This window comes from Thiocapsa sp. UBA6158 (assembly GCF_002423035.1).
GTDB lineage: Bacteria > Pseudomonadota > Gammaproteobacteria > Chromatiales > Chromatiaceae > Thiocapsa.
The window spans coordinates 1-23,186 of the sequence record NZ_DIUM01000036.1 but is presented as its reverse complement, the minus strand read 5'-3'; the positions used below and the strand labels follow the sequence as shown (position 1 = coordinate 23,186).

Genomic DNA, 23,186 nt, shown 5'->3' with positions numbered 1-23,186 from the left:
CGAGGTCGCGCCGATGCGAGACAACCTCGAGATCGCCTGCGCCGAGCGCGTCTCGACCGGACTGGCCGGACTCGATCGCGTCCTCGACGGCCTGCGCATCGGCGACAACGTCGTCTGGCGCATCGATGACATCGAGGACTACCGCGGGTTCGTCGGGCCCTTTGTCGCGCAAGCCGTCGCGGGCGATCGCTCCATCATCTATCTGCGCTTCGGCCGACATGCGCCCTTGGTCGCGCCCGGGCCGGGCATCAAGATCGTCTCGATCGACGCCCTGCGCGGCTTCGAGGCCTTTACCTGCCACGTCCACCGCCTGATCACGGACTACGGACGCGGCGCCTTCTACGTCTTCGACTGTCTCTCCGATCTGCTCTCGGCCTGGGCCACCGACCTGATGGTCGGCAATCTCTTCCAAGTCATCTGTCCCTATCTTTATCGGCTCGACACGGTCGCCTATTTCGGCCTGCTCTCGCGCAGCCACTGCTACACCACCATGGCACGCATCCGCGAGACCACGCAGGTTCTGATCGATGTCAGACGGGCCGAAAGCGGCTGCTACCTGCAACCGGTCAAGGTCTGGCAGCGCCAATCGCCGACCATGTTCCTGCCGCATATTCACGAGGGCGAGGCGTTTCGCCCCGTGGTCGACAGCAGCGACGCGACCCGACTCCACGCGGACCTCGAGCGGCGCAAAGGCGAGACCACGCAGCGCCAGCTCGACTATTGGGATCGTCTCTTTCTCGATGCCGCCGAGGTGCTGAACCAAGACGCCGACGGCGAGCGACGCCGTGCTGTGCTCGAGCAGCTCTATCCGATCCTGATCAGCCGCGACGAGCGCATCATCGCGCTCGCCCGCCGCTATCTCGGCCTGCAGGACCTCATTGAGATCCGCGCACGCATGATCGGCAGCGGCTACATCGGCGGCAAGGCGGTCGGGATGCTGCTGGCACGCCGCATCCTGTTGCAGGACGATCCCGAGCGCTGGGAACGTCATCTGGAGCCACACGACTCATTCTTTCTCGGCTCCGACGTCTATTACTCCTATCTGGTGCACAACGGCTGGTGGCCCAGGATCATGCGCCAGCGCACCGAGGCGGGGTATTTCAGCGAGGCTCAATCACTGCGCGAGGACATGCTGCGCGGCGAGCTTCCGGAAGAAGTCCGCTCGGAGCTCGAACGGATGCTCGACTATTTCGGGCAGTACCCGATCCTGGTGCGCTCGAGCAGCCTGCTCGAAGACGGCTTCGGCAATGCCTTTGCCGGCAAATACGAAAGCCTCTTCCTCGTCAACCAAGGCTCGCCCGAGCAACGGCTCGCTCAGCTCGAAGAGGCAATCTGCCGGGTCTTCGCCAGCACCATGAGCGAGGACGCCCTCACCTACCGACGTCAACGCGGGTTGGCCGACCTCGAAGAGCCCATGGCGCTTCTCCTGCAACGCGTCTGCGGCCGCTATCACGGGCGCTGGTACTTCCCGGACGCCGCCGGTGTGGGCGTGTCGCGCAACACCTTCGTCTGGGAAGAGTCCATGGACCCGACCGCCGGCATGGTCCGTCTGGTGATGGGCCTCGGCACGCGCGCGGTCGACCGCATCGAAGGCGATCACGCCTGCGTGGTGGCCCTGGATCAACCCCACAAACGCCCCTTCCGCGATCGCGACGACGCCGTGCGCTTCTCCCAACACGATATCGACGTGCTCGACATCTCGGACAACCGCCTGCGCACGCTCGCCGTGAGACGCCTGACGAGCGACCCGGAGCTGCCGCTGCGCTGGTGCGCCGAGTTCGACCGCGAGGCGACGCAGCGCGCACGCGAGCGCACGGGCGGCGATCCGGTCTGGCGCATCACATTCACCCCGCTCCTGCGCGAGACCCCGTTCGTCAGACTCATGCAGCGTCTGCTCCAAACCCTGGAGGACGCCTATGCCTACCCCGTCGACGTCGAATTCACCCTGCATCTCGCCGACGACGGCACACCCTCCTTCAGTCTGGTCCAGTGCCGACCGCTTCAGACACTCGGTCTCAATCAACGCGTGGAGCTACCGGGCGAGATGCCGAGCCGGTGCCTCTTCTTCGCAACCGACGGCCATTTCATGGGCGGCAACATCGACCAGCCGATCGCCCGCATCATCCATGTCGACGGCCCGCGCTACAGTGCGCTGACGACCGTGCAGAAGTTCGCCGTCGCCCGTCTAGTCGGACAGCTCAATCGCCGCATCGCCGATCGCGACGACTGCCCCACACTGCTGATCGGACCCGGCCGCTGGGGCACCAGCTCACCCGAACTCGGCGTGCCGATCCGCTTCGCCGACATCAGTCGCGTCGCCGTGATCGCCGAGGTCGCCGAACTCGGCGACGGCATGGTGCCGGACCTCTCCTTCGGCTCGCACTTCTTCCAGGATCTCGTCGAATCCCAGATCGCCTATGTCGCTCTCTTCCCGCATCACGGCGAGGCCAGCTACAACCCCGCCTGGCTGAGCGCCCTGCCGGCATCGGCTCGCCTCCCGCTCGATCTGGAAGACATGCCGGACGACGCCGTCGCGGCAACCCTCACCTGGCTCGATGTGCGCGACACCGGCCTGCGCGTCATCGCGGATGTGTTGTGCCAGCGATTGGTGTGTTATCAGGCGGAGGACTGAGGACCGAACTCGTCGGCACAGCCGCCTTGCCTCTTGGTCATGGCGACCGAGCGAGCGGACAAATCGCGTCGCGTAGATCACCGAGACCCTTCGTCGGCGACTCACCCGAGCGCCCGCGCGCGGCACGTAGGCCGCCCGGGACGCCCAGCAGAACAAACCCGATCAGACCAACCCCAAGGCCGCCATCGCGTGGCCGACCTTCAGGAAGCCAGCGATGTTCGCACCGACCACATAGTTGCCCTTCGAGTCGAACTCCTCGCTGGTCTCGTAACAGTTGCGATGGATGTTCACCATGATCTCTTTCAGACGCTGCTCGGTGTACTCGAAACTCCAGGAGTCGCGGCTGGCGTTCTGCTGCATCTCCAAGGCGCTGGTTGCCACGCCGCCGGCGTTGGCCGCCTTGCCGGGCCCGAACGCAACGCCTGCGTCCATGAGCATGTGAATCCCCTCGGGTGTGGTCGGCATGTTGGCGCCTTCGGCGACCGCGATACAGCCGTTCTTGACCAACATCTGGGCATCCTTGGCGGTCAGCTCGTTCTGGGTGGCGCATGGCAGCGCGACTTGGCAAGGCACGTTCCAGATACAGCCGTCCTCAAGATAGGTCGCGCCTGTCCTCTCCTGGACGTAGGCACTGAGACGACGACGCTCGACCTCCTTGATCTGCTTGAGCAGAGCCAGATCGATCCCGTCCTGGTCGACCACGACACCGTTGGAATCGGAGCAGGCGATCACGCGCGCACCGAGTGCCTGCGCCTTTTCGATGGCGTAGATGGCGACGTTGCCCGAGCCCGAGACCACGCAGGTCTTACCCTCGATCGAATCGCCGCGGACCTTGAGCATCTCCTCCAGGAAGAAGATGGCCCCGTAGCCCGTGGCCTCGGTGCGCGCACGGCTGCCGCCCCAGTTCAGTCCCTTGCCGGTGAGGACGCCCGACTCGTAGCGGTTGGTGATGCGCTTGTACTGGCCGAAAAGATAGCCGATCTCGCGCCCGCCGACACCGATATCGCCCGCAGGTACGTCGGTGTGCTCGCCGATATGGCGATAGAGCTCCGTCATGAGGCTCTGGCAAAAACGCATGATCTCGGCGTCCGACTTGCCCTTGGGGTCGAAGTCGCTGCCGCCCTTGCCGCCGCCGATCGGCATACCGGTCAGCGCGTTCTTGAAGATCTGCTCGAAGCCGAGGAATTTGATGATCCCCAGATAGACCGAGGGGTGGAACCGCATGCCGCCCTTGTAGGGACCGAGCGCGCTGTTGAACTCGACCCGAAAGGCGCGGTTGATCTGGATCTGGCCGCGGTCGTCCTGCCAGGGCACGCGGAAGATGATCTGACGCTCCGGCTCGCAGATGCGCTGGATGATCTTCTGCTCCGCCAGCTCCGGATACTTGACCAGGACCGGACCGAGTGTGTCCAACACCTCGCGTACCGCCTGATGAAACTCGGTCTCGCCGGGATTGCGGCGCAACACATCCTGAAAAATCGGCTCCAGCTTTTCGTCGAGGCCTGCAACCATGGTGAATGTCTCCAAAACCGCTTCAGCAGGCCGATCGACCGGCAGGCGATTCAAATTAGTGGTGGGGATCCTGGATCGGAGACGCCCCTGAGTTGCGACTGCGACACCAAGCATTTGTGAAGACCGACTCAACCGGTCAAATGCGCCACAGGGGCAGGCCGCGAGCAACAGGCGCCAAACCCCGGGCGGCCCGCAATAATGCCTGAATCGGTGCGACCGGCGCTAGAGTTGCAGCCCGCCCGGCGATCGTCAGGTCGGCGAGACGCGTCCGAAACCATTGATTTAAATTATCTGATGACGGTGATCCCGAGCGCTGCGGCGAGCTTGGCCTTGGTTGCCTTTCGGGCCTTGTGAGCACCCGATTCGCTCTGCGAAAGGGCTGCTTGCGACATCCCGGCACGCGCGGCGACGTCCGCTTGCGTGAGGCCAACGAACTCGAAGAAAACTCGATAAGCGTCTATGAGTCGCTCGGCATGCGCGGCGGTGCAGTGCGCCGGATGAGCGCGATGTCGTCGTCGCTCAGACGGGCGAAGTCTTCGAGCTGTTGGCCCGGTTTCTCGACGGCGAATTCGTGGCACAGTCAGTCGAGCAGCTCGCGGGTTTGGTTGCGGGCCTCGGTCAGGAACGCCTCCTTGAACCCGGTTTGATGCCGCGGATCACGGCACATGGTGCGGAGCGCCAATCGAGGCGCAGCACCGCAGAGCGGCGTCACGAGTCATCGTAAAGCCCCGAGTGTGAAGACCTTCTCGAGACGGCGCTCCACAGACAGGCCGAGGTCGCGAGCCGCCATCTCACAGCGTCAAATCGATCCCCGACACCAGCACGCCGGGCAGGAGCGCGCTGTCGGTCGAGCGCCCGTCATAGGTCTCGGCGGAGAGGAGCAACTCGCGCTCGCGCGTCAGGCCCTCCAGGCGATCGCCGAGCAGGTGGTAGAGGCTGTCGTCGAAACGCATGACCTTGACCGGGGCGACGATCTCCCCGGACTCGACCCAATAGGTGCCGAAGCGGGTCATGCCGGTGACACGGCAGTCGTTGGGGTCGGACCAGTTGCAGTACCAGAGGTTGCCGATCCACAACCCCGTATCGAGTTGACCCGGGACATCGAAGTCATCCAGCGTCCCGGCATCCAGACCGAGTGAGCCGGGCGCATCGCTCGCGGTGTTGACCGGCTCGCCGTATTCCTTGCCCGAACGGGCGTCGACCAGGCAAGCGGCGAAACGACCGCCTTCGACCAGCGCGACACGCGGCGGCGTCGGAAAGCCCTCGGCCGTGAAGCGGGGCGCGAGACCGCGGTCGTGCTCTTCGCGGATCCCGATGCGCGGGTCGAAGCTGCGCTCGCCGCGCGCCATCTTGAGCAGCGGGGTCTGATGAGTGCGGTGGCTCTTGAGATCGAACCCGCCCCAGGCGAGCATGCCCATCAACTCGCCGACGGCACTCGGAGCCAGGTAGGCCCGGTAGCGCCCCGGCTCCAGGATGCGTGCCGGGCGTGACATGATGTGCAGACCCTCGCGCATCACCTCGAGCTTGGCGCGCAGGATCGCCGGATCCCAGTCAAACCCGCTGTAGGCCGATTTGACCGCCTTGTCCGCCTCCAGATAACAGCTCCAATCCAGGTTGAAGCTGGCACTCGCGTGCCAGTGGCGATGCCCGATCGAGCTGGCGAGCCCCTCGGCGATATCGCCGCTCGCCCAGATCCCGACCAGGTCCATACCGTCGGCGGACGCGATCAGCTCGCCGATCGTCTCGGCGGCGGGCGGGAGTCGTGCGTCGCCGTAATGGTCGCTCTCGGACGGCTCGGCTGAATAGCTGAGATAGGGATCGTCCGGAACATGCGCCAAACGCTCGCGCAGCCGGGCGAGCAAACGCCGCGCGCGGGCCTGATCCTCGGTCGGATCGCCGCTCAAATCGCAGCCGCCTTCGACCTGTCGGGAGCCCTCGATCAGGGTCAAGTCCAAGGCGGTCGAGCCGACATGCCCGGCCTGACGCAGACGGTTGCGGTTGAGTCGCACGAAGTCCGAAGACTCGTTCGAAAGATTGGAGAAGAGGATCTCGGCGCTGCGCAGCTCGGCGTTCAGATGATCGGCCAAGGTGAAAAAGGCATCGGCGTTCATTCGCCACCTCCGAAGACCGCGACATCGCGAAACAGACAGGGTGGCGTGGCATGACCGACGTAGACTGATTGATTCGGCTCGCCCTTGCCGCAGTTGCACACCCCGCGGATCTCCAGGCTCTCAGGGCCGCCTACGCCGTCGAGACTGCGCCAGAAGCTCGCGGAGATGCCGCGATAGCCGGGGTTGCGCACCAGCCCCTTCAGCTCGCCGTCCTCGATCAGCCGACCCAGCTCGCAGCCGAACTGGAACTTATTGCGGCTGTCATCGATCGACCAGGAGCGGTTGGTGTCCATCAGTACACCCCGCTCCACCTGCGCGATCAGATCGGCAAGACTGCCCTCCCCCGGCTCCAGATTGATGTTGCCCATACGATCGATGGGCGGGCGATCCCAACTGCTCGCACGCGTGTTGGCCGTGCCGGGCAGACCGGCGCGCGCTTGGGACAAGGCTCCGCCAAGCGGACGCTCCAGGATGCCGCGTCGGATCAGATATTCACGCGCAGCGGGGGCGCCCTCGTCGTCGGCGACACCCGAGACCAGCTCCATCGGCACGGTCGGGTCGAAGGTGACGTTCAGCAGCTCCGAGCCATAGCGGTAGCGACCGAACATGCCGGGCGTGACGAAGCTGGTGCCGGCATAGTTGCGCTCGTCGCCCAAGATGCGGTCAAGCTCCAAGGGATGGCCGATGCTCTCGTGGATCTGCAGCACCATCTGGCTCGGCAGCAAGACGAGATCGCGGGTGTCCTGCGGACAGTCCGGAGCATCCAAGAGGGCAAGTGCCTCCTCGGCCACGCGCGGGGCATCCTCGAGCAGACGCACCGCGGCGATACGCTCCAGGCCGCCCTGCTGCGAACCGTCCGAGCCGCCACCATGCCTGCGCTGAGTCTGGCTGCCTTCATTCGCGACCGCGACCAGGCCCGGATGCACATAGTCCAGAACCTGCGAGACACGCCCCCCGTCGCTCGTGATCAGGAGCTGCGACACCCGGCGGCGCGCCAGCCAGGCCGACCAATCGACGATGCGATCCTCGATCGCCAAGGCGTCGTTGGCGGCCTGCAGGATGTCGAGCTTCTCGCCGATCGGCAGCGTCGACCAAGGCTCCTCGATCGGCGTACGATAGTCCGCACGGGTGCTGCTGCGCGGATAGATGCCGGCCTCGAAGAGTCCGAGCCGGGCATGCACCCGAGCCCAGCCCGCGGCCCGCTCGGCCGCGGCGCGCAGCCCGGCGGCGCTGAGATCGCTGGTTGCGCCGTAACCGATACCGCCCCCTCCGACGAGGGTCACCATTGCGCCCGAGGTGTAGGTCAGTCGACTCGGCTCGACCACGCCCTGACGGACCTCCAAATGATCGTGCTCCTCCTCGACCAGACGCAACGTCCAGTAATCACAGGCCGGTGCCTGCCTCAGGAAGACATCGGCGATATCGCAAAGGTGCTGCATAGGGAGATCCTGCTGTTTCAGAATCGAATAACGGCACTCTGGTCGAGTGGCGCTCCCGCTGTCAACCGCGCGTCGCACAATCCTCGGAGGCGTCATCGTCTGTCCCGGCCCAGGCGCTGCGGCACGACGGCAGCAGCGCCGCAATGCGCCCCGCGCCGATGGTGACAACATTAGGCGCCGCAGCGTCCGAGAGGCGCATGGACGCGACCAAAAGCTCGGAGCATTGATCGGCGACGCGACTCTGACGGGCGCGAGCGTCCTCCTGTGGAACTTGATCCCGCAGGCGCGTGCGCTCGGGTCGGATCCGGCGCTCGGGTCCGAGTTCACTCGAACGGACCTGCCGACGTATGCCGCGCTCCTGCCCGCTACAGTCGCGGTCTCGGCGGCAGGATCGATCCTTTGGTCGATCCCGAGAAGTCGAGCGATAGAACGCGAGATCGCGGAGGGCTGGATGGTTCGATTCGAGGTCTCCGACACCGGCATCGGCATCGGGATCGGGATCGGGATCGATCAGGAGACCATCGAAGCCCTGTATCGTCGCTTTACCCAAGCGGACGCATCCACGACTCGCCGATTCGGCGGCACCGGACTCGGCCTGGTCATCTCCAAACGCATCGTCGTGCTGATGGGCGGCGACATCGGCGTGGAAAGCACGCCCGGCGTCGGCTCGAAGTTCTGGTCCACGCTGAGCCTGATCCCCTGATCCGCATCCCGCTTGATCGAGCCGCTCCCGCCCGAGCGTGGAGAGTCCAACCTAGACCCGGCAGTTGACCGCTTCGTGCCTCATGCATAGGGTTCAACGGCCCTGAGGATCGCGGTCATCTCACGCCTCACCCGCCGGGTGATGGCCGCGACGACTCCCGGGCCGTTCAACTGCCGGATTTAGGTTCAATGCTGCGGCGGCGGCTCGCCCGATGCGGGATCGGTGCGGGCCGACGCCCTGTCGATGTAGGCCAGCAACGGCTCGGCCTCCTTGCGCTTATCCGGATCGATGCGGATCGCCTCGTCTAGAGAGGCACGGGCGAGGTCGTAACGCGCGCTGTGAAGATAGGCCACCGACATCCCGACGAAGGCGTTCGCGCTGTTCGGATCCAGTTTCACGGTCTCGCGAAACTGCTCGATGGCACCCGAATAGTCCTGCGTCATCAGGAGCGCACCGCCGAGACGCAACCGGGCCAAGGCGGAGGTTTGATCGGCCGCGGCGGCCTCGCGCAGGACAGTGACGGCGGCATCGAGCTCGCCGGCCTGAATCTTCGCCTCGCCGTCTCGGATCAAAGCATCGGCATCGGCGGCAAGCGTCACTGTCGAGGCCAGCAACAGTGCAAGGAAGACGATCGGAATCGAACGCATGGGTGACTCTCGGGTGCTGGGCGCTCCCGGACTCGGGAGCGGAGGGTTGGAACCGGAAGGGGGTTTGGATGATCGGTGATCGGGGTGGACACGGCGTTGCCTGCAAGCGTAGGGGCGAATTCATTCGCCCCTACAGCCGAGCACTCGGCGCCTTACTTCAAAGACCCCTCGCCATAGCGGGCCTCGAAGCCTTTTCGCACCACGTCGAGCTGATCCTTGCTCATGCCGTTGAAGTACCAGTCATGCCCATCGATGGGCTTGAAGTATTCCTCCAGCAGGACGACCGCGAACTCCTCGTTGCCGTCCTTCTTCATCACGACCTCCTTGAGCTCCGGGATCCACTTGAAGTAGGTGTGCTGGGCGACCTCGTACATGCCGTGCCACCAGGTGTAGTCCGGTCCGCTCATGGATGCACCGTGACGCGCGCGACGACCCTCGTGGTGCCAGATCTCCCACCAGGTCCACTCGATCTTCTCGTCGAAGGGCGCACCGGTGATGTAGCCGCCTTCCTTGAGTCGATCCATCATGGCCGCGATCGGCTTGGCGAACTTATCGTTGTAGAGGTCGACCACGTCGTCGAACTGCTTGTAGTGGCCCGTAATCACACTCTCGGCATGACAGCCGAAGCAGACCTTTTCCATCTTGGCGCGACGGTCCTTCCAGGTGAGTACCTCGACGACCGTCGAGCCTTTCGCCTCGTCGCCCACGGCCGGGATCGGCTGACCCTCGGGCACGTCGAACTCCTGACCGTTTTCGAGCTTGACCAGATTGATCTTGGTCGAGATCGGGGGACGCAGGGTCCAGGAGATCCGCTCGCCGACATTATGCGTCGCCCCGATCCCGGGGCCGGCGCTCATGTGGCAGGTCGCACAGGTGGGTGCGGCCGAGTAATCGACACCCGCAACCCATTTGCGTGAATCCAGATTCATCTCGTCGACCTTGGCGCGGTAGATGATGCCGTGCTTGGATTCGTTGTAGACCTCGATCTGCGGATGATCCGGTCCGACGTGACACTTGCCGCAGGTATCGGGCGTGCGTGCTTGAGCGCGCGAGAAGCGATGCCGACCATGGCACGCCGTGCAGGAGCCGAGGCTGCCGTCCGGATTGATCCGACCGATGCCCGTATTGGGCCAGCTTCCGGGCGTCGGGCGACCCTTGTTCTTACCTTCGGTGTAGAACTCCAACTCGCCGCCGTGGCACTGCTTGCAGCCGGCGTTGACGGCAGCAGGTCCGCCGATGACCTCGCCGAGCAGATTGTCGAGCGAGCCCAGGATCTGACCGGCCTTGGCGTGGTGCGAGCCGTCCATCTCCTCGAACTCGGTCTGATGGCAGGTCGAGCAGTTTTTGGGCGTCACCACGATGGAGATGAACTCGCCCTCGTGCTTGAAGGCATCGATCGCGCCCTCTTCGCGCTGATGGCAGTCCAGACAGTTCACGCCGGCCTGACCGTGCGCACTGTGGTTCCACTCCCAGTAGAGACCGGGATTCTCGGTCATATGACAATCCACGCACTCCTCGCCGCGTGGATCCCCCCAGTCGACCCCGGCCTGCCCGCTTGGGCGTGCCGCTTCGACCGTAACGGCGAGGGTGAGAAGCCCGATGGCGAGACCCAATCGGGCGAGATCGACCCGAGTTAGGCCTGCGGGACTCGGTCCGCGAGGATGTTGCTTCATAGTGCACTCCGGATTCTTTTTTATGGATCCCGTCCCTGGGCCCGTCGGCGAGCTCTCGCGCTGACGACACTCGCCTGATCGACCGACATGCCGAGAAACCACAGGCACCCTTCGGTCTTGGCAATCATCCCTATCGATTCGGACGATGCCGAGGGGATCTACGGGCGACCTTGATGCAAGTCAAAATTCGCCGGCGATTGATCGATGATTGATCCTTGTCAATGCCCCTGCTGTTAAACGGACTTTCGTCGCAGAGATCTCCGCCGTGCGTGCGATGCCGGGTGCCGGGACCAACCGATCGGCCTTGACCTGAATCAAGGCCGAGCCCGCGGGAGTCGTTCAAGGTGCCGCGAAAACAACAATGATCCTCCGGTCGCACCTTCCCGACGGTCGCAACCCGGAGGACTGTCGAGCCAAAGGAGAGAGTGCCATGCCAAGACCCAGTTGGAGCCGCGCCCTGTGCGTCGGACTCCTGATCGGGATGCTCCCGACCCTGCCGATCCATGCCCAGGAGATCCGCTCCGAGAGCATGCTCGCCAACACCTGTGCCGGCTGTCACGGCACGCTCGGCGCGAGCGCCGGGGAGGTCATGCCCACCATCGGCGGGATGGACAAAGGCTATCTCCTCGCGGTGCTCACCGACTACAAGACCGGTCGGCGGCCCTCGACCATCATGGGCCGCATCATGCAAGGCTATGGCGATCAGGAGATCAGCGCGATCGCGAGCTTCTACGCCGCCCAGCCGTGGGTCTCCACAGACCGCGTCGCCGTCGCGAATCAATTCGCCGAGGCACCGGCCCTGCACGAGCGCTATTGCGAGAGCTGTCATCAGGACGGCGGACGCTCTCAGGACAAGGAATCCCCGCGCATGGCCGGGCAATGGGCGGGCTATCTGCAATACGCCATGCAGGCCTGTCGCGACGGCGAGCGCTGCCACCCGCGCAAGATGCGAAACCGCGTCGCGGATCTCTCGGATGCGGAGATCGCGGCCCTGGCCCATTTCTACGAAAGTCAGAAATAAACCGCGCCGACTCCAGCGGTCGTCACGTCTGCCGGGGCCGATCCCATCGAAAAGCATCGCATACCGCGCCGGGCGCGGTTGAAGAGGATCGACAGGATGAACACACTGACCCGTAGAACCTTTCTGCAGTCCTCCCTGCTGTCCACGGCGGCCGTGCTTGGCGGCCCGTCGCTCGCCGTGCGTGCCGCAACCCCGCCAAAGGCCCGTGTGGTCGTGATCGGAGGCGGTTACGGCGGCGCCATCGCGGCCAAGTATCTACAGATGTCGGCCCCGGACATCCGCGTCACTTTGATCGAGAAAGACTCGGCCTACGTCTCCTGCCCGCTCAGCAACGAGGTGCTCGGCGGCGAGCGCGACCTGGCCAGTCTCACCTTCGACTACCGCGGCCTGACTCGGCGCGGGATCGCCGTGATGCAGGACACCGTGGTCGAGATCGACCCCGCACAACACTTCGTCAAAGGCGCGAGCGCCAACCGCTACAACTACGACAAGTTGATCGTCTCCCCCGGCGTGGATTACGACTGGGCGGCGATCGAAGGCATGTCCGAGGCGGTCGCCGAGCGGATCCCGCACGCCTGGAAGGCCGGCAAGCAGACCGACATCCTGCGCAGACAGTTGCAGGCGATGGATGACGGAGGCGTCTTCTACATCGTCGCGCCGCCGAATCCATTCCGCTGCCCACCGGGCCCCTACGAGCGCGCCGCGCAGGTTGCGCACTATTTCTCGACCCACAAGCCCAAATCCAAGATCGTGATCCTCGACGCCAAGGACGCCTTCTCCAAACAGGCGCTGTTCCAAGCCGGCTGGCAGGAGCACTACGGCGACATGATCGAATGGGTCTCGGGGGCAGAGGGCGGCATCATCGAGGCGATCGATCCCGAGACCCGGACCTTGATCGGTTCGTTCGAGGAATTTCAGGGCGACGTGATCAACCTGATCCCGCACCAGAAGGCCGGCGCACTCGCGCAAACCGCCGGACTTGCGAATGAATCGGGCTGGTGTCCGGTCGATCAGCGGACCTTCGAGTCTTCGATCCACAAGGACATCCATGTGATCGGCGATGCCTGTATCGCCGGGGCCATGCCGAAATCGGGCTATTCGGCCAACTCGCAGGGCAAGGTCTGCGCTGCCGCCATCGTCGCCGCGATCAACGGCGAAGGCGCACCCGCACCCTCCTATGTCAACACCTGCTACAGCATCATCGCGCCCGAGCACGGCATCTCGGTCGCGGGTGTCTATCGGCTCGAAAACGGGCGCATCGTGGACATTCCCGGTGCGGGCGGGGTCTCGCCGGCCGACGCGGATGCCCGAACGCGCGCGCTCGAGCAACAGTTCGCGTTGGACTGGTTTCGCAACATCACCTCGGATATGTTTACTTGAGCGGTCAAGCAGATCGGGGAAGCAGCATGGCTCGAGCGCATCCAAGCCCAGCGACGCGGCATCTCGTCCTGGTCGGAGTCGTCGGACTGCTCGGACTGGTGCTGACCGGACTCGCGTCGGCGGCACCGCCATCGACCGAGCCGGGCGTCCAAACCGACGCCGACCCGACGGCCGGAGCGTCGCGCCTTCAAGCGCTCGAGCAGCGTGTCGATGAGCTGACGCGACGACTGCAGCAGCTCGAATCCGGGGCGAGCTCGGGAGGCTCCGCCTCGGCACCGTCGAAGACAGGCGACATTCACTGGAGCTTCGATGCCGCGCTGAGCCGGGATCCGTTCAATATCACGCATCAGAGCTTCGATCGCGGATCCGGGCGGTTCGATGTCCTGCTCAAGGTCGTCGCCCCGATCCCCGACCCGACCCCTTGGCAGGTTCCGTCCGGCGCACCCGTACCCGTGGTCGCCCGGATCGGACTCGCAGACGGCACCGCAAGCGAGAGCCTCGTCTTCCGCCTGGCCCGCGGGCCGCGGCTCGAGCCGGGAGCCATCCTTCACATCGAGGCCCAAGTCGCGCCCGATCAAGCCGCCGCGATCAGCGGCCTGTCCGTCGGCATACGCCGGGAGTGACCCGAGGTCGACCACCCCGTCGCGCTCGCCGGCGCGGGGAACGAGGTTAAAAAGCCGCACCCGAAGATACCCTCGTCGGCGGATGTCCGGGTGGTGTCCGGTACGCGATCCAGGGCCGGACGGGCGCGCCTGTGATACCGTTGGTCTCATCGCTCCGACTCCCCGACGAGACTGCCATGGCAACACGCTACCCTTTGATCCTGGTCGATGCCTCCGGCTATCTGTTTCGCGCCTATCACGCCCTGCCCAAACTGACCAACTCCAAAGGCGAGGCGACCGGCGCCTTGATGGGTGTCCTCAGCATGCTGCGCAAGCTGATCGACGAGCATCGACCCGACTACATCGGCGTGGTCTTCGACGCGCCCGGCAAGACCTTTCGCGACGACATCTATCCCGAGTACAAGGCCAATCGGCCGGCCATGCCCGATGAGCTGCGCGAGCAGATCCTGCCGCTGCAGGAGGTGATCCGCGCGATGGGTCTGCCGCTGCTGGTGATCCCGGACGTGGAGGCCGACGACGTCATCGGCACGCTCGCGACCCGCGCCGCGGCGCAAGGTATCCCGACGTTGGTCTCGACCGGGGACAAGGACATGGCGCAGCTCGTCGGCGAGCATGTCACGCTGGTAAACACCATGACGGATACGGTGCTGGATCCGGCAGGTGTAAAGGATAAGTTCGGCGTGCCGCCCGAGCGCATCGTCGACTATCTGGCCCTGATGGGCGACAGCGTCGACAACATCCCCGGTGTGCCCAAGTGCGGCCCCAAGACCGCAGCCAAGTGGATCGCGGACTTCGGGGATCTCGACGGGGTGATCGCCAATGCGGAGAAGATCACAGGCAAGGTCGGGGAGAATCTGCGCGCGGTGCTGGACCAATTGCCCCTGTCGCGCGAGCTCACCACCATCAAGCGGGATGTCGCGCTCGATCTGGAGCCCACGGCTCTGCGCCCTGCCCCGCCGGATCGCGAGACACTGCGCGGCTGGTACGAGCGCTTGGAGTCGCGCCGACTGCTCGCCACGCTGAAGGACACGGACACCGACGCCTCGCAGCCCGCCGACGCCGAGACAGCGACGGCGTCGAAGCCGAGCCAGCACTACGAGGTCGTCCTCACCCGAGACGTCTTCGATGCCTGGGTCGCGAAGCTTGAGTCCGCGGATCTGTTCGCCTTCGACACCGAGACGACCGACCTCGATTACATGCGCGCGGAGCTGGTCGGCCTCTCGGTGTCCGTCGAGCCGGGCTCGGCCGCCTATGTCCCGGTCGCCCACGTCTACCCGGGCGCACCGGATCAACTGGATCGCCTGGAGGTGCTCGAACGGCTGAAACCCCTGCTGGAGGATCCCGACCGTCGCAAGGTCGGCCAAAACCTCAAGTACGACATGAGCATCCTGGCCCGTTACGCCGTCGAGCTGCGCGGCATCGCCCACGACACCATGCTCGAGAGCTATGTCCTCGACAGTACGGCGACCCGCCACGACATGGACTCGCTGGCCAAGAAATATCTGGACCACGACACGGTCCACTTCGAGCATATCGCCGGCAAGGGCGCCAAGCAGCTCACCTTCGATCAGATCCCGCTGGAGCAGGCCGGCCACTATGCCGCCGAGGACGCGGACGTGACCCTGCGCCTGCATCGCGCACTCTGGCCCCGGCTGGAAGCCATCCCGAGCATGGCCGCACTCTACCGAGACATCGAGATTCCTCTGATCCCCATCCTCTCGCGCATGGAGCGCCACGGCGTGCGGATCGATCCGGATCTGCTCGCCGTGCAGAGCGGAGAGCTTGCCAAGCGCATCCAGGAGATCGAGATCCGGGCCTACGAAACCGCCGGTCGGCGCTTCAACATGGGATCGCCCAAACAGATCGGGGCCATCTTCTTCGAGGAATTGGGTCTGCCGGTGGTCGCCAAGACACCGACCGGCGCACCCTCGACCTCGGAGTCGGTGCTCGAGCAGCTCGCCGCCGACGGCCATGCGCTGCCGGATCTGATCCTGCAGCATCGCAGCCTCTCGAAGCTCAAATCCACCTACACCGACAAACTGCGTCAGATGGTCAACCCGGACACCGGGCGGGTCCATACCTCTTATCATCAGGCCGTGGCCGCGACCGGCCGGCTCTCCTCGAGCGACCCGAATCTGCAGAACATCCCGATCCGCACCGACGAGGGTCGCCGGATCCGCCGCGCCTTCGTCGCCGAGCCGGGGAACCGCCTGCTCGCCGCCGACTACTCGCAGATCGAGCTGCGGATCATGGCCCATCTCTCGGGGGACGAACGTCTGCTCGCGGCCTTCGCGAGCGGGCTCGACATCCATCGCGCGACCGCCGCCGAGATCCTCGGGCTCTCACCCGAGGCGGTCACCGGGGAACAACGCCGCTCGGCCAAGGCGATCAACTTCGGACTCATCTACGGCATGTCCGCCTTCGGGCTCGCCAAGCAGCTCGGCATCGAGCGGGGTGCCGCACAGGAGTACGTGGATCGCTATTTTCAGCGTTATCCCGGGGTCAAGGACTTCATGGAGCGCACCCGCGCCCAAGCGCGCAACGACCGCTATGTCGAGACCCTGTTCGGCCGGCGCCTCCATCTCGCCGAGATCGGGCACAGCAACCAGAGCCGTCGCGCCGCCGCCGAGCGGACCGCCATCAACGCCCCCATGCAGGGCACGGCGGCCGACATCATCAAGCGCGCCATGATCGCGACGGATCAGTGGATCCAGTCCGAGCGTCCACCGGTACGGATGATCATGCAGGTGCACGACGAGTTGGTGTTCGAGATCGCCGCCGATGCGGTCGAGGCGGCCGGCGCGCGCATTCGTGCGATGATGGAATCGGCCGCGGAGCTGGCTGTTCCGTTGATCGTCGATATCGGGGTGGGAGACAACTGGGACGAGGCCCATTAAGCTGTTGAAAGTGCTTTACTGCTGCGGTGGACGTGCATCGACTTATTGCAGCGTTCGGACCGATGCAGCTGGAAATGCCGGGGAAAGCGACTTTTCCGGGTTAAACATCCGAGGAACTTACTCAAGTGTGTCAGGTCTTAATTGACGAGCGCATTGGGGTTGCCCATCCCCCCTGAGGGCGACCCCACATCCCGGCATCCCCAAGCCGGGGAAGCGATTACCCCGGAGTCCTTACCCCAAGGCTCCGGGGGTTCTTTTTCCGGGTTTCCGGGTCATCATCCCATCGATCCATCAGGCACGCCGTCGACCGGGCTCTGCATTCCGGCTCATCGCGTCATCAGGCTGACATGACTCCGCCTTAAACTCGTCAGACGGCCATTTTGCCGTGCGAGACGGGATGAACGGGAATGCTGCCGGGCGATATCACACTGATCCTTCCCACGCGCGACGAGGCCCACAATATCCGGCAGTTCCTGGCGTCCGTGCCCGCGCAGATCCAACTGATCGTGGTGGATGCGAGCCGGGACGAGACGCCGGACCTGATCGAGACGCTGCGTCCCGAGCACACGCTTGTCCTGCGCGAACCCGGATCCGTCACGCAAGCGAGACAACGGGGCGCCGATCTCGCGCGGACCGACTGGCTGCTGTTCTGCGATGCCGATATCCTGTTTCCGCCGGGTTACTTCGATCAGCTCGCGGCCCTTTCCGGGAGCGCGGTGTATTACGGACCGAAGCTCTCCCGAGACCGCTTCCGCGCCTATTACAATCGCATCGCACGCGCCCAGGCGCTCAGTCACGCCTGTGGAATACCGGCTGCGTCGGGCTCCAATCTCCTCGTACGGCGGGATGCCCTCGCATACGTGGACGGTTTCGATCCGAGGCTGACCTGCAACGAGGACTCGGAGGTCGTCTGGCGTCTTCGACGTGCGGGCTTTGGGGTGTCGTATCGCAAGGATCTCGTTGTTCACGCGACCGATCATCGGCGAATCGAGAGGAGCCGATTGCGCAAGACGCTGCATTCCATCATTCGCTGCTTCCTGCTCTATGCCAACCTCATGCCCGTGAAATATCGTGCCTATGACTGGGGTTATTGGCAACATCGCGATGGCTGATGAAGACGCCCGGGTCCCCGGCAAGGTTCATCGATCCGTCACACGACTTCAACCGAATCGTCAAGTCGAGCCTCTACGATCGGGCTAAACCAGAGATTCGGGGAGAGACCGTCCAATGACCATCGAACGCCGCTATTGCGCCCGACACCCGATCGACCTTCAGGTGTCCATCCGCTACCGCAAACGCCGCTTCATCTGCGCCCGCGCCTGCAACCTGTCCGATCAGGGTATGTTCCTGGAGGTCAGCAACCTTACCCTTCCGACCGGTATTCTGGTCGAGCTCGAGCTCGAGTGTCTCGGCAAGGATTGGCTGATCCCGGCCATCGTGGTCCACCATCGCGGATCCGGCATCGGTGTCATGTTCCGGGATCCTCAAGCGGACCTCTACCGCGGACTGACACGCGACATGACCCGCCGGCCGCCGCCCCCGCAGGCCATCGACGCGACCGGCCGTCAATCGAACGCACGCTGAGCCGGACAACACCGGCGCCGATCATGCCTCTCGAAGAGGCATCAAGACGCGTAGACCAGCCCGGGCAACCAGGTCGCCAGCGCGGGCCAGATCGCGAGTAGGCCAAGGACGATCAACTGAATCAGGATAAAGGGCGCCACACCCTTGTAGATATGGAGCGTCGTGATCCCGGGCGGCGCCACCCCGCGCAGGTAGAACAGCGAAAAGCCGAACGGCGGCGTGAGGAAGGATGTTTGGAGATTGATGGCCATCATCACCCCGAGCCAGACCGGATCCAGCCCCATCGCGAGCAACACGGGACCGACGATCGGGACCACCACGAAGGTGATCTCGATGAAGTCCAGGATGAAGCCGAGCAGGAACATCACCAGCATCACGAGTGCCACTGCACCCACGACGCCGCCGGGCAAGCCGGTGAGAAATTCAGTGACCAGGTCGTCGCCACCGAAACCGCGGAAGACCAGGGAGAAGATCGCGGCCCCGATGAAGATCAAGAACACCATGCTGGTCACCATGGTGGTCTGACGCACCACCTCGCGCAAGGTCGAGACCGTCAGCCGACCACGCGCGGCGGCCAAGATCAGCGCACCGACCGCGCCCACCGAAGCCGCCTCCGTCGGTGTCGCAAACCCGCCCAGGATCGACCCCAAGACAGCCACCACCAAAAAGAGCGGCGGGATCAGCACCGAGATGACCCGCCAAGCCAGCGCGGCACCGTCGACCGGACGATCCTCGCGCGGCATCGCCGGCACCGCCTCGGGCCGAAACACCGCGACACCGACGATGTAGAGGATGTAAAAGCCGACCAGCATCAGCCCGGGTACCAGGGCGCCGACGAAGAGATCGCCGACCGACACGGTCTCGGGCGACCAGATACCCATCTTGAGTTGCGCCTGCTGATAGGCCGAGGAGAGCACATCCCCGAGCAACACCAGCACGATCGAGGGCGGGATGATCTGACCCAGGGTACCGGAGGCACAGATGGTCCCGGCCGCCAAGCTCGGCGAATAACCGCGGCGCATCATGATCGGCAGGGACAGAAGCCCCATGGTCACGACGGTCGCCCCGACGATGCCGGTGCTCGCCGCCAGCAGCATGCCGACGAGTGTCACCGAGATCCCGAGCCCGCCGCGCAGAGGTCCGAACAGCATCGCCATGGTGTCGAGCAGGCTCTCGGCGACCCGCGAGCGTTCCAGCATCACGCCCATGAAGACAAACAGCGGCACCGCGATCAGCGTCTCGTTGGTCATGACACCGTAGAGCCGATTGGGCAACGCCTCGAGAAATGCCGGCTCGAATAGCCCGAAGACCTCGCCGAACAAGGCAAACGCGAGCGCCGTACCGCCCAAGGAGAGGGCGACCGGGTATCCAGCCAGCAGGGTGACGACGACACCCGCGAAGAGCAGAACAGGCATCAGCTCATGCACGACCGATACCTCCGTCCGAAGGCGGCAACGCCTCCTCCATCCCCGAGAGGAAAAGCAGATTGCGCAGCGCGTTGGACAGGCCCTGCGCCAACAGCAGGATCGGCATGATCAGGATCAGGGTCTTCAGGAGGTAGACCACCGGGAGGCCGCCGGTCTCGCGCGAGGCCTCCTGCACACGCCAGGACTCGGCGACATAGGCCCAACCGAGCCAGATGATCAGTATGGAAACCGGGATCAGCAGCAGGAGCGTCCCCATCAGATCCACCCGAGCACGCGCGCGACGCGAGAGACGCTCGTAGAAGATATCGACCCGCACATGGCCGTTGCGCCCCAGGGTGTAGGCGATGCCGAGCATAAAGAGGACGGCATGCATGTAGGTCACCGACTCCTGCAACGCGATCGAGCCGATGTCGAAGGCATAGCGCAGCAGCACCACGGCGAAGGTGACCAGCACCATGGCCAGCGAGAGCCAAGCCGTCCACTCGCCGATCTCTCGGACGACGGCGTCGATCCGATCGGCGATACCGAGCAGGCGCGCCCGAGGGCCCGGCCGGGGATCGTTCTTCATGCGGGGCTCCAAGCGTCGGGCTCAGCGAGAAACAGGCCACTCGGGCGATGCACCGGAGCGGCCTGAACGGCGTCGTCCATCGGCACCGCGCATGCCCGCCCAGTTAAGTTCGACATGTCGGGGAGAACGCGACTCGGTCCGACCTCAATTCCACTCGAACAGGACCCACTGGGGGATCGAGACGTTGTTCGCCGCATTCTCCTGCATGTCCAGGATGCCGTCCCCGTTGGTGTCGAAGAGATAATAAGGCGGGCCGAATTGGGGTTGGATTCGGACCATGTAAAGCACCCCGCGGACCCGATACTCGTAGATGACCTCGTCGCCGGACTCGATAATGGTGATCTCCGGCTCCACCGGCTCGCCGGTGATCGGAGACGGAATCACCGTCGGCGCATCCAGAAAACCATCGCCGGCGGCCGCCGGTTGCTCCTCTTGCGCGTACGCCATCCCGAGGCCGAGCAGCAGCGGAATCGTCAGCAGGATCGTCTTCGTCACGGGACCACCATCTCACCGTCGGTTGAAAGACTGCATGGTAGTACGAACGCACCCGGATTGCCTCATTCGGACACGCACTCGACCGGGGCCGATCGGGTATCTTTGACGGCCCGAACCGGAGGCAACCTCGCGCGATACGAGGACCGGATTGTCTTCACGCCACAGGACCCCGCATGACCGGACTCAACCCCCGACAACTCGAGGCGGTGCACTACACCGCCGGACCGCTTCTGGTCCTGGCCGGCGCCGGATCCGGCAAGACACGGGTGATCACCCGCAAGATCGCCCACCTCATCGACCAAGGCGGGATCTCGCCGCGCCACATCTGCGCCCTCACCTTCACCAACAAGGCCGCACGCGAGATGCGCGAGCGGGTCGGCGGCCGGATCAGGGGTGCGGAGGCGCGCGGCCTGACCATCTCCACCTTCCATACACTCGGTCTCGACATGCTGCGCCGGCACCCGGAGCACGCCGGACTGCGTCCGCGGTTCTCGCTGCTCGATGCCCAAGACGCCGAGGCGCTGATCAAGGAGCACCTGCGCCATACCAAGGGTAGCGATGCCTTCAGTCCCGGCGCGATCCAACACCGCATCTCCCGCTGGAAGAACGACCTTATCGACCCCGCGCAGGCCGAAAGCCGTGCCGAAGACGACTTCGAGGCCAGACTTGCCGGCTTCTACGCCGACTACGAGCGCAGTCTGCGTGCCTACAATGCGGTCGATTTCGACGACCTCATCCTGGGCCCGGCACGGATGCTCGCCGAGCATCCGGAGCTGCGCGAGACCTGGCAAGGACGGATCCGTTATCTGCTGGTCGACGAGTACCAGGACACCAACGGGGCGCAATACGATCTGGTCCGCCGGCTCGTCGGCCCGCGTGCGGCCTTCACCGTGGTCGGCGACGACGACCAATCCATCTACGCCTGGCGCGGTGCGCGACCCGAGAACCTGGCCCGCCTGCAGACCGACTACCCGCATCTGAAGGTCATCATGCTGGAGCAAAACTACCGCTCCAGCGCGACCATCCTCGGACTCGCCAACACCCTGATCGCGAACAACCCGCACGTCTTCGAGAAGCGGCTCTGGAGCGAGCACGGTCCCGGCGAGCCGCCGCGCGTCCTGCACTGCAAGGACGAGGGCCACGAGGCCGAGCAGGTGGTCTCCGAGATCCTGCATCTGAAGTTCGCCGAAGGGGCCGACTTCGGCGACATCGCCATCCTCTACCGCGGCAACCATCAGGCGCGTCCCTTCGAGAAGGCCCTGCGCGAGCACAACGTACCCTATGTCCTGAGCGGCGGGACCTCCTTCTTCGCCCGCGCCGAGGTGAAGGACCTGATGGCCTATCTGCGCCTGATCGCCAATCCGCAGGACGACGCCGCCTTCCTGCGCATCGTCAACACCCCGCGCCGCGAGATCGGCCCGACGACCCTGGAGAAGCTCGCCAACTATGCACGCGAGCGAGAGATCCATCTGCTGGATGCCTGCGGCGAGCTGGGGCTGGGCGAGCACCTGAGCGAGCGCCAGCGCGAGCGCCTCCACACCTTCGCCGCGTTGGTCTCAGAGCATGCCCGGCGCGGCGAGAGCGATCCGGTCGGGACCATGCGTGCACTTGTCGAGACGATCGACTATGCCGCCTGGCTGCGCGAAAACGCCTCCAGCCAAGCCGTCGCCGACCGACGCTATGCCAACGTCACCGACCTGCTCGACTGGCTCGGCGCACTCAAGAAGGGCGAGCTGCAGGAGAAGACGCTCGCCGAAATGGCGACCCATCTCACCCTGATGGACGTCATGGAGCGCCAGGACGAGGACGAAGGCGGCGACCGGGTCAGTCTCATGACCCTGCACGCCGCGAAGGGGCTGGAATTCCCTCACGTCTTCCTGGTCGGCATGGAAGAGGAGCTACTCCCCCACCGCACCAGCATCGAGGAAGAGACGATCGAGGAAGAACGCCGCCTCGCGTACGTCGGCATCACCCGCGCACAGCGCACGCTCACCTTCACACTCACCCGTCGGCGCAAACGCTACGGCGAATGGGTGACGAGCGAGCCCAGCCGCTTCCTCGCCGAGCTGCCCAAGGACCAGCTGCGCTGGGACAATGCGCGCGACGAAACCCCCGAGAACCGCAAGGCCCGCGGCCTGAGCCATCTGCATGCGCTCAAGGGCATGCTCGACGTCGATTAAACCGCGCCGACTCCAGCAATCGTGAAGTGTGCCGGAGCCGATCCCATCCAAAAACATCGCATACCGCGCCGGGCGCGGTTTAAGCTCGGACACGTCGACCAACGGCCGGGGTCAGGTCAATCCGAGCGCAAGATCGGCATAGACGACCGCGGCGGATCGCAGTATCCTTCAGGGTCTTCGACAAGCCGGACCTCAAGATTCCACCTCGAATCGCAGCACTCCGGAAAGCGAAAATCCCTAAAGCGCCCGTAGCTCAGATGGATAGAGTACAGCCCTCCGAAGGCTGGGGTCACA

Annotated in this window: 19 protein-coding genes; 9 read left to right on the top strand and 10 right to left on the bottom strand. The window is 64.8% G+C overall.

Features of this window, described 5'->3' with window-relative positions:
- Positions 1-13 precede the first annotated feature (13 nt).
- On the top strand, positions 14-2,632 hold the full coding sequence (locus B4N44_RS05865) for a PEP/pyruvate-binding domain-containing protein (RefSeq protein WP_296697932.1): 2,619 nt from the start codon (positions 14-16) through the stop codon (positions 2,630-2,632).
- 162 nt (positions 2,633-2,794) lie between these two features.
- On the opposite strand, the gene gdhA is transcribed toward B4N44_RS05865, so the two are convergent.
- The 5 genes from gdhA to B4N44_RS05840 form a co-directional block, all read right to left on the bottom strand.
- A complete protein-coding gene (gene gdhA / locus B4N44_RS05860; protein WP_296697906.1) occupies positions 2,795-4,144 on the bottom strand; it encodes an NADP-specific glutamate dehydrogenase in 1,350 nt (449 codons plus the stop codon).
- 287 nt (positions 4,145-4,431) lie between these two features.
- Positions 4,432-4,722, bottom strand: a complete 291-nt coding sequence (locus B4N44_RS05855; RefSeq protein ID WP_296697904.1) for a helix-turn-helix domain-containing protein — start codon at positions 4,720-4,722, stop codon at positions 4,432-4,434.
- A 2-nt stretch (positions 4,723-4,724) separates the two neighbouring features.
- Positions 4,725-4,856 (bottom strand): hypothetical protein, encoded by a 132-nt coding sequence (locus B4N44_RS05850; RefSeq protein ID WP_296697901.1) that lies wholly within the window; start codon positions 4,854-4,856, stop codon positions 4,725-4,727.
- Between the two features lie 79 nt (positions 4,857-4,935).
- The gene (locus B4N44_RS05845) at positions 4,936-6,255 is read right to left on the bottom strand and encodes a metallopeptidase TldD-related protein (protein WP_296697898.1); all 1,320 of its coding nucleotides are present in this window, start codon (positions 6,253-6,255) and stop codon (positions 4,936-4,938) included.
- The gene (locus B4N44_RS05840) at positions 6,252-7,694 is read right to left on the bottom strand and encodes a TldD/PmbA family protein (protein ID WP_296697896.1); all 1,443 of its coding nucleotides are present in this window, start codon (positions 7,692-7,694) and stop codon (positions 6,252-6,254) included. Before B4N44_RS05840 ends, B4N44_RS05845 begins: the two co-directional genes overlap by 4 nt.
- Positions 7,695-8,145: 451 nt before the next feature.
- Between B4N44_RS05840 and B4N44_RS05835 the strand changes: the two genes are divergently transcribed.
- Positions 8,146-8,397, top strand: coding sequence for an ATP-binding protein (locus B4N44_RS05835; RefSeq protein WP_296697893.1), 252 nt, complete (start codon positions 8,146-8,148; stop codon positions 8,395-8,397).
- A gap of 185 nt (positions 8,398-8,582) precedes the next feature.
- Here B4N44_RS05835 and B4N44_RS05830 read toward each other — a convergent pair whose 3' ends face one another.
- On the bottom strand, positions 8,583-9,044 hold the full coding sequence (locus B4N44_RS05830; protein ID WP_296697890.1) for a tetratricopeptide repeat protein: 462 nt from the start codon (positions 9,042-9,044) through the stop codon (positions 8,583-8,585).
- Between the two features lie 152 nt (positions 9,045-9,196).
- A complete protein-coding gene (locus tag B4N44_RS05825) occupies positions 9,197-10,717 on the bottom strand; it encodes a multiheme c-type cytochrome (RefSeq protein ID WP_296697887.1) in 1,521 nt (506 codons plus the stop codon).
- A 430-nt stretch (positions 10,718-11,147) separates the two neighbouring features.
- Here B4N44_RS05825 and B4N44_RS05820 point away from each other — a divergent pair, with 430 nt between their 5' ends.
- From B4N44_RS05820 to B4N44_RS05795, 6 genes are all read left to right on the top strand, one after another.
- Positions 11,148-11,738 (top strand): c-type cytochrome, encoded by a 591-nt coding sequence (locus B4N44_RS05820; protein WP_296697884.1) that lies wholly within the window; start codon positions 11,148-11,150, stop codon positions 11,736-11,738.
- A gap of 96 nt (positions 11,739-11,834) precedes the next feature.
- Entirely contained in the window at positions 11,835-13,118 is a 1,284-nt protein-coding gene (locus tag B4N44_RS05815) for an NAD(P)/FAD-dependent oxidoreductase (protein WP_296697882.1), read from the top strand.
- Positions 13,115-13,741 (top strand): hypothetical protein, encoded by a 627-nt coding sequence (locus B4N44_RS05810; RefSeq protein WP_296697880.1) that lies wholly within the window; start codon positions 13,115-13,117, stop codon positions 13,739-13,741. Before B4N44_RS05815 ends, B4N44_RS05810 begins: the two co-directional genes overlap by 4 nt.
- A gap of 176 nt (positions 13,742-13,917) precedes the next feature.
- The gene (polA, locus tag B4N44_RS05805) at positions 13,918-16,638 is read left to right on the top strand and encodes a DNA polymerase I (RefSeq protein WP_296697877.1); all 2,721 of its coding nucleotides are present in this window, start codon (positions 13,918-13,920) and stop codon (positions 16,636-16,638) included.
- A 407-nt stretch (positions 16,639-17,045) separates the two neighbouring features.
- Entirely contained in the window at positions 17,046-17,750 is a 705-nt protein-coding gene (locus B4N44_RS05800; protein ID WP_296697873.1) for a glycosyltransferase family 2 protein, read from the top strand.
- A gap of 115 nt (positions 17,751-17,865) precedes the next feature.
- Positions 17,866-18,222 carry a PilZ domain-containing protein gene (locus B4N44_RS05795; protein WP_296697871.1) on the top strand — a complete coding sequence of 119 codons (357 nt, stop codon included), beginning with the start codon at positions 17,866-17,868 and terminating at the stop codon, positions 18,220-18,222.
- Between the two features lie 41 nt (positions 18,223-18,263).
- Here the strand turns inward: B4N44_RS05795 and B4N44_RS05790 are convergent, their stop codons facing one another.
- The 3 genes from B4N44_RS05790 to B4N44_RS05780 all read right to left on the bottom strand — a co-directional run bounded on the left by B4N44_RS05790 (position 18,264) and on the right by B4N44_RS05780 (position 20,712).
- Positions 18,264-19,649 (bottom strand): TRAP transporter large permease, encoded by a 1,386-nt coding sequence (locus B4N44_RS05790; RefSeq protein ID WP_296697868.1) that lies wholly within the window; start codon positions 19,647-19,649, stop codon positions 18,264-18,266.
- The gene (locus B4N44_RS05785; protein ID WP_296697866.1) at positions 19,642-20,217 is read right to left on the bottom strand and encodes a TRAP transporter small permease subunit; all 576 of its coding nucleotides are present in this window, start codon (positions 20,215-20,217) and stop codon (positions 19,642-19,644) included. The genes B4N44_RS05790 and B4N44_RS05785 overlap by 8 nt, the downstream gene beginning before the upstream one ends.
- Positions 20,218-20,361: 144 nt before the next feature.
- Complete coding sequence (locus B4N44_RS05780) at positions 20,362-20,712, bottom strand: DUF2782 domain-containing protein (protein ID WP_296697863.1); 351 nt, start codon at positions 20,710-20,712, stop codon at positions 20,362-20,364.
- A 173-nt stretch (positions 20,713-20,885) separates the two neighbouring features.
- Between B4N44_RS05780 and B4N44_RS05775 the strand changes: the two genes are divergently transcribed.
- Positions 20,886-22,892, top strand: coding sequence for a UvrD-helicase domain-containing protein (locus B4N44_RS05775; protein ID WP_296697861.1), 2,007 nt, complete (start codon positions 20,886-20,888; stop codon positions 22,890-22,892).
- Positions 22,893-23,186: the final 294 nt, after the last annotated feature.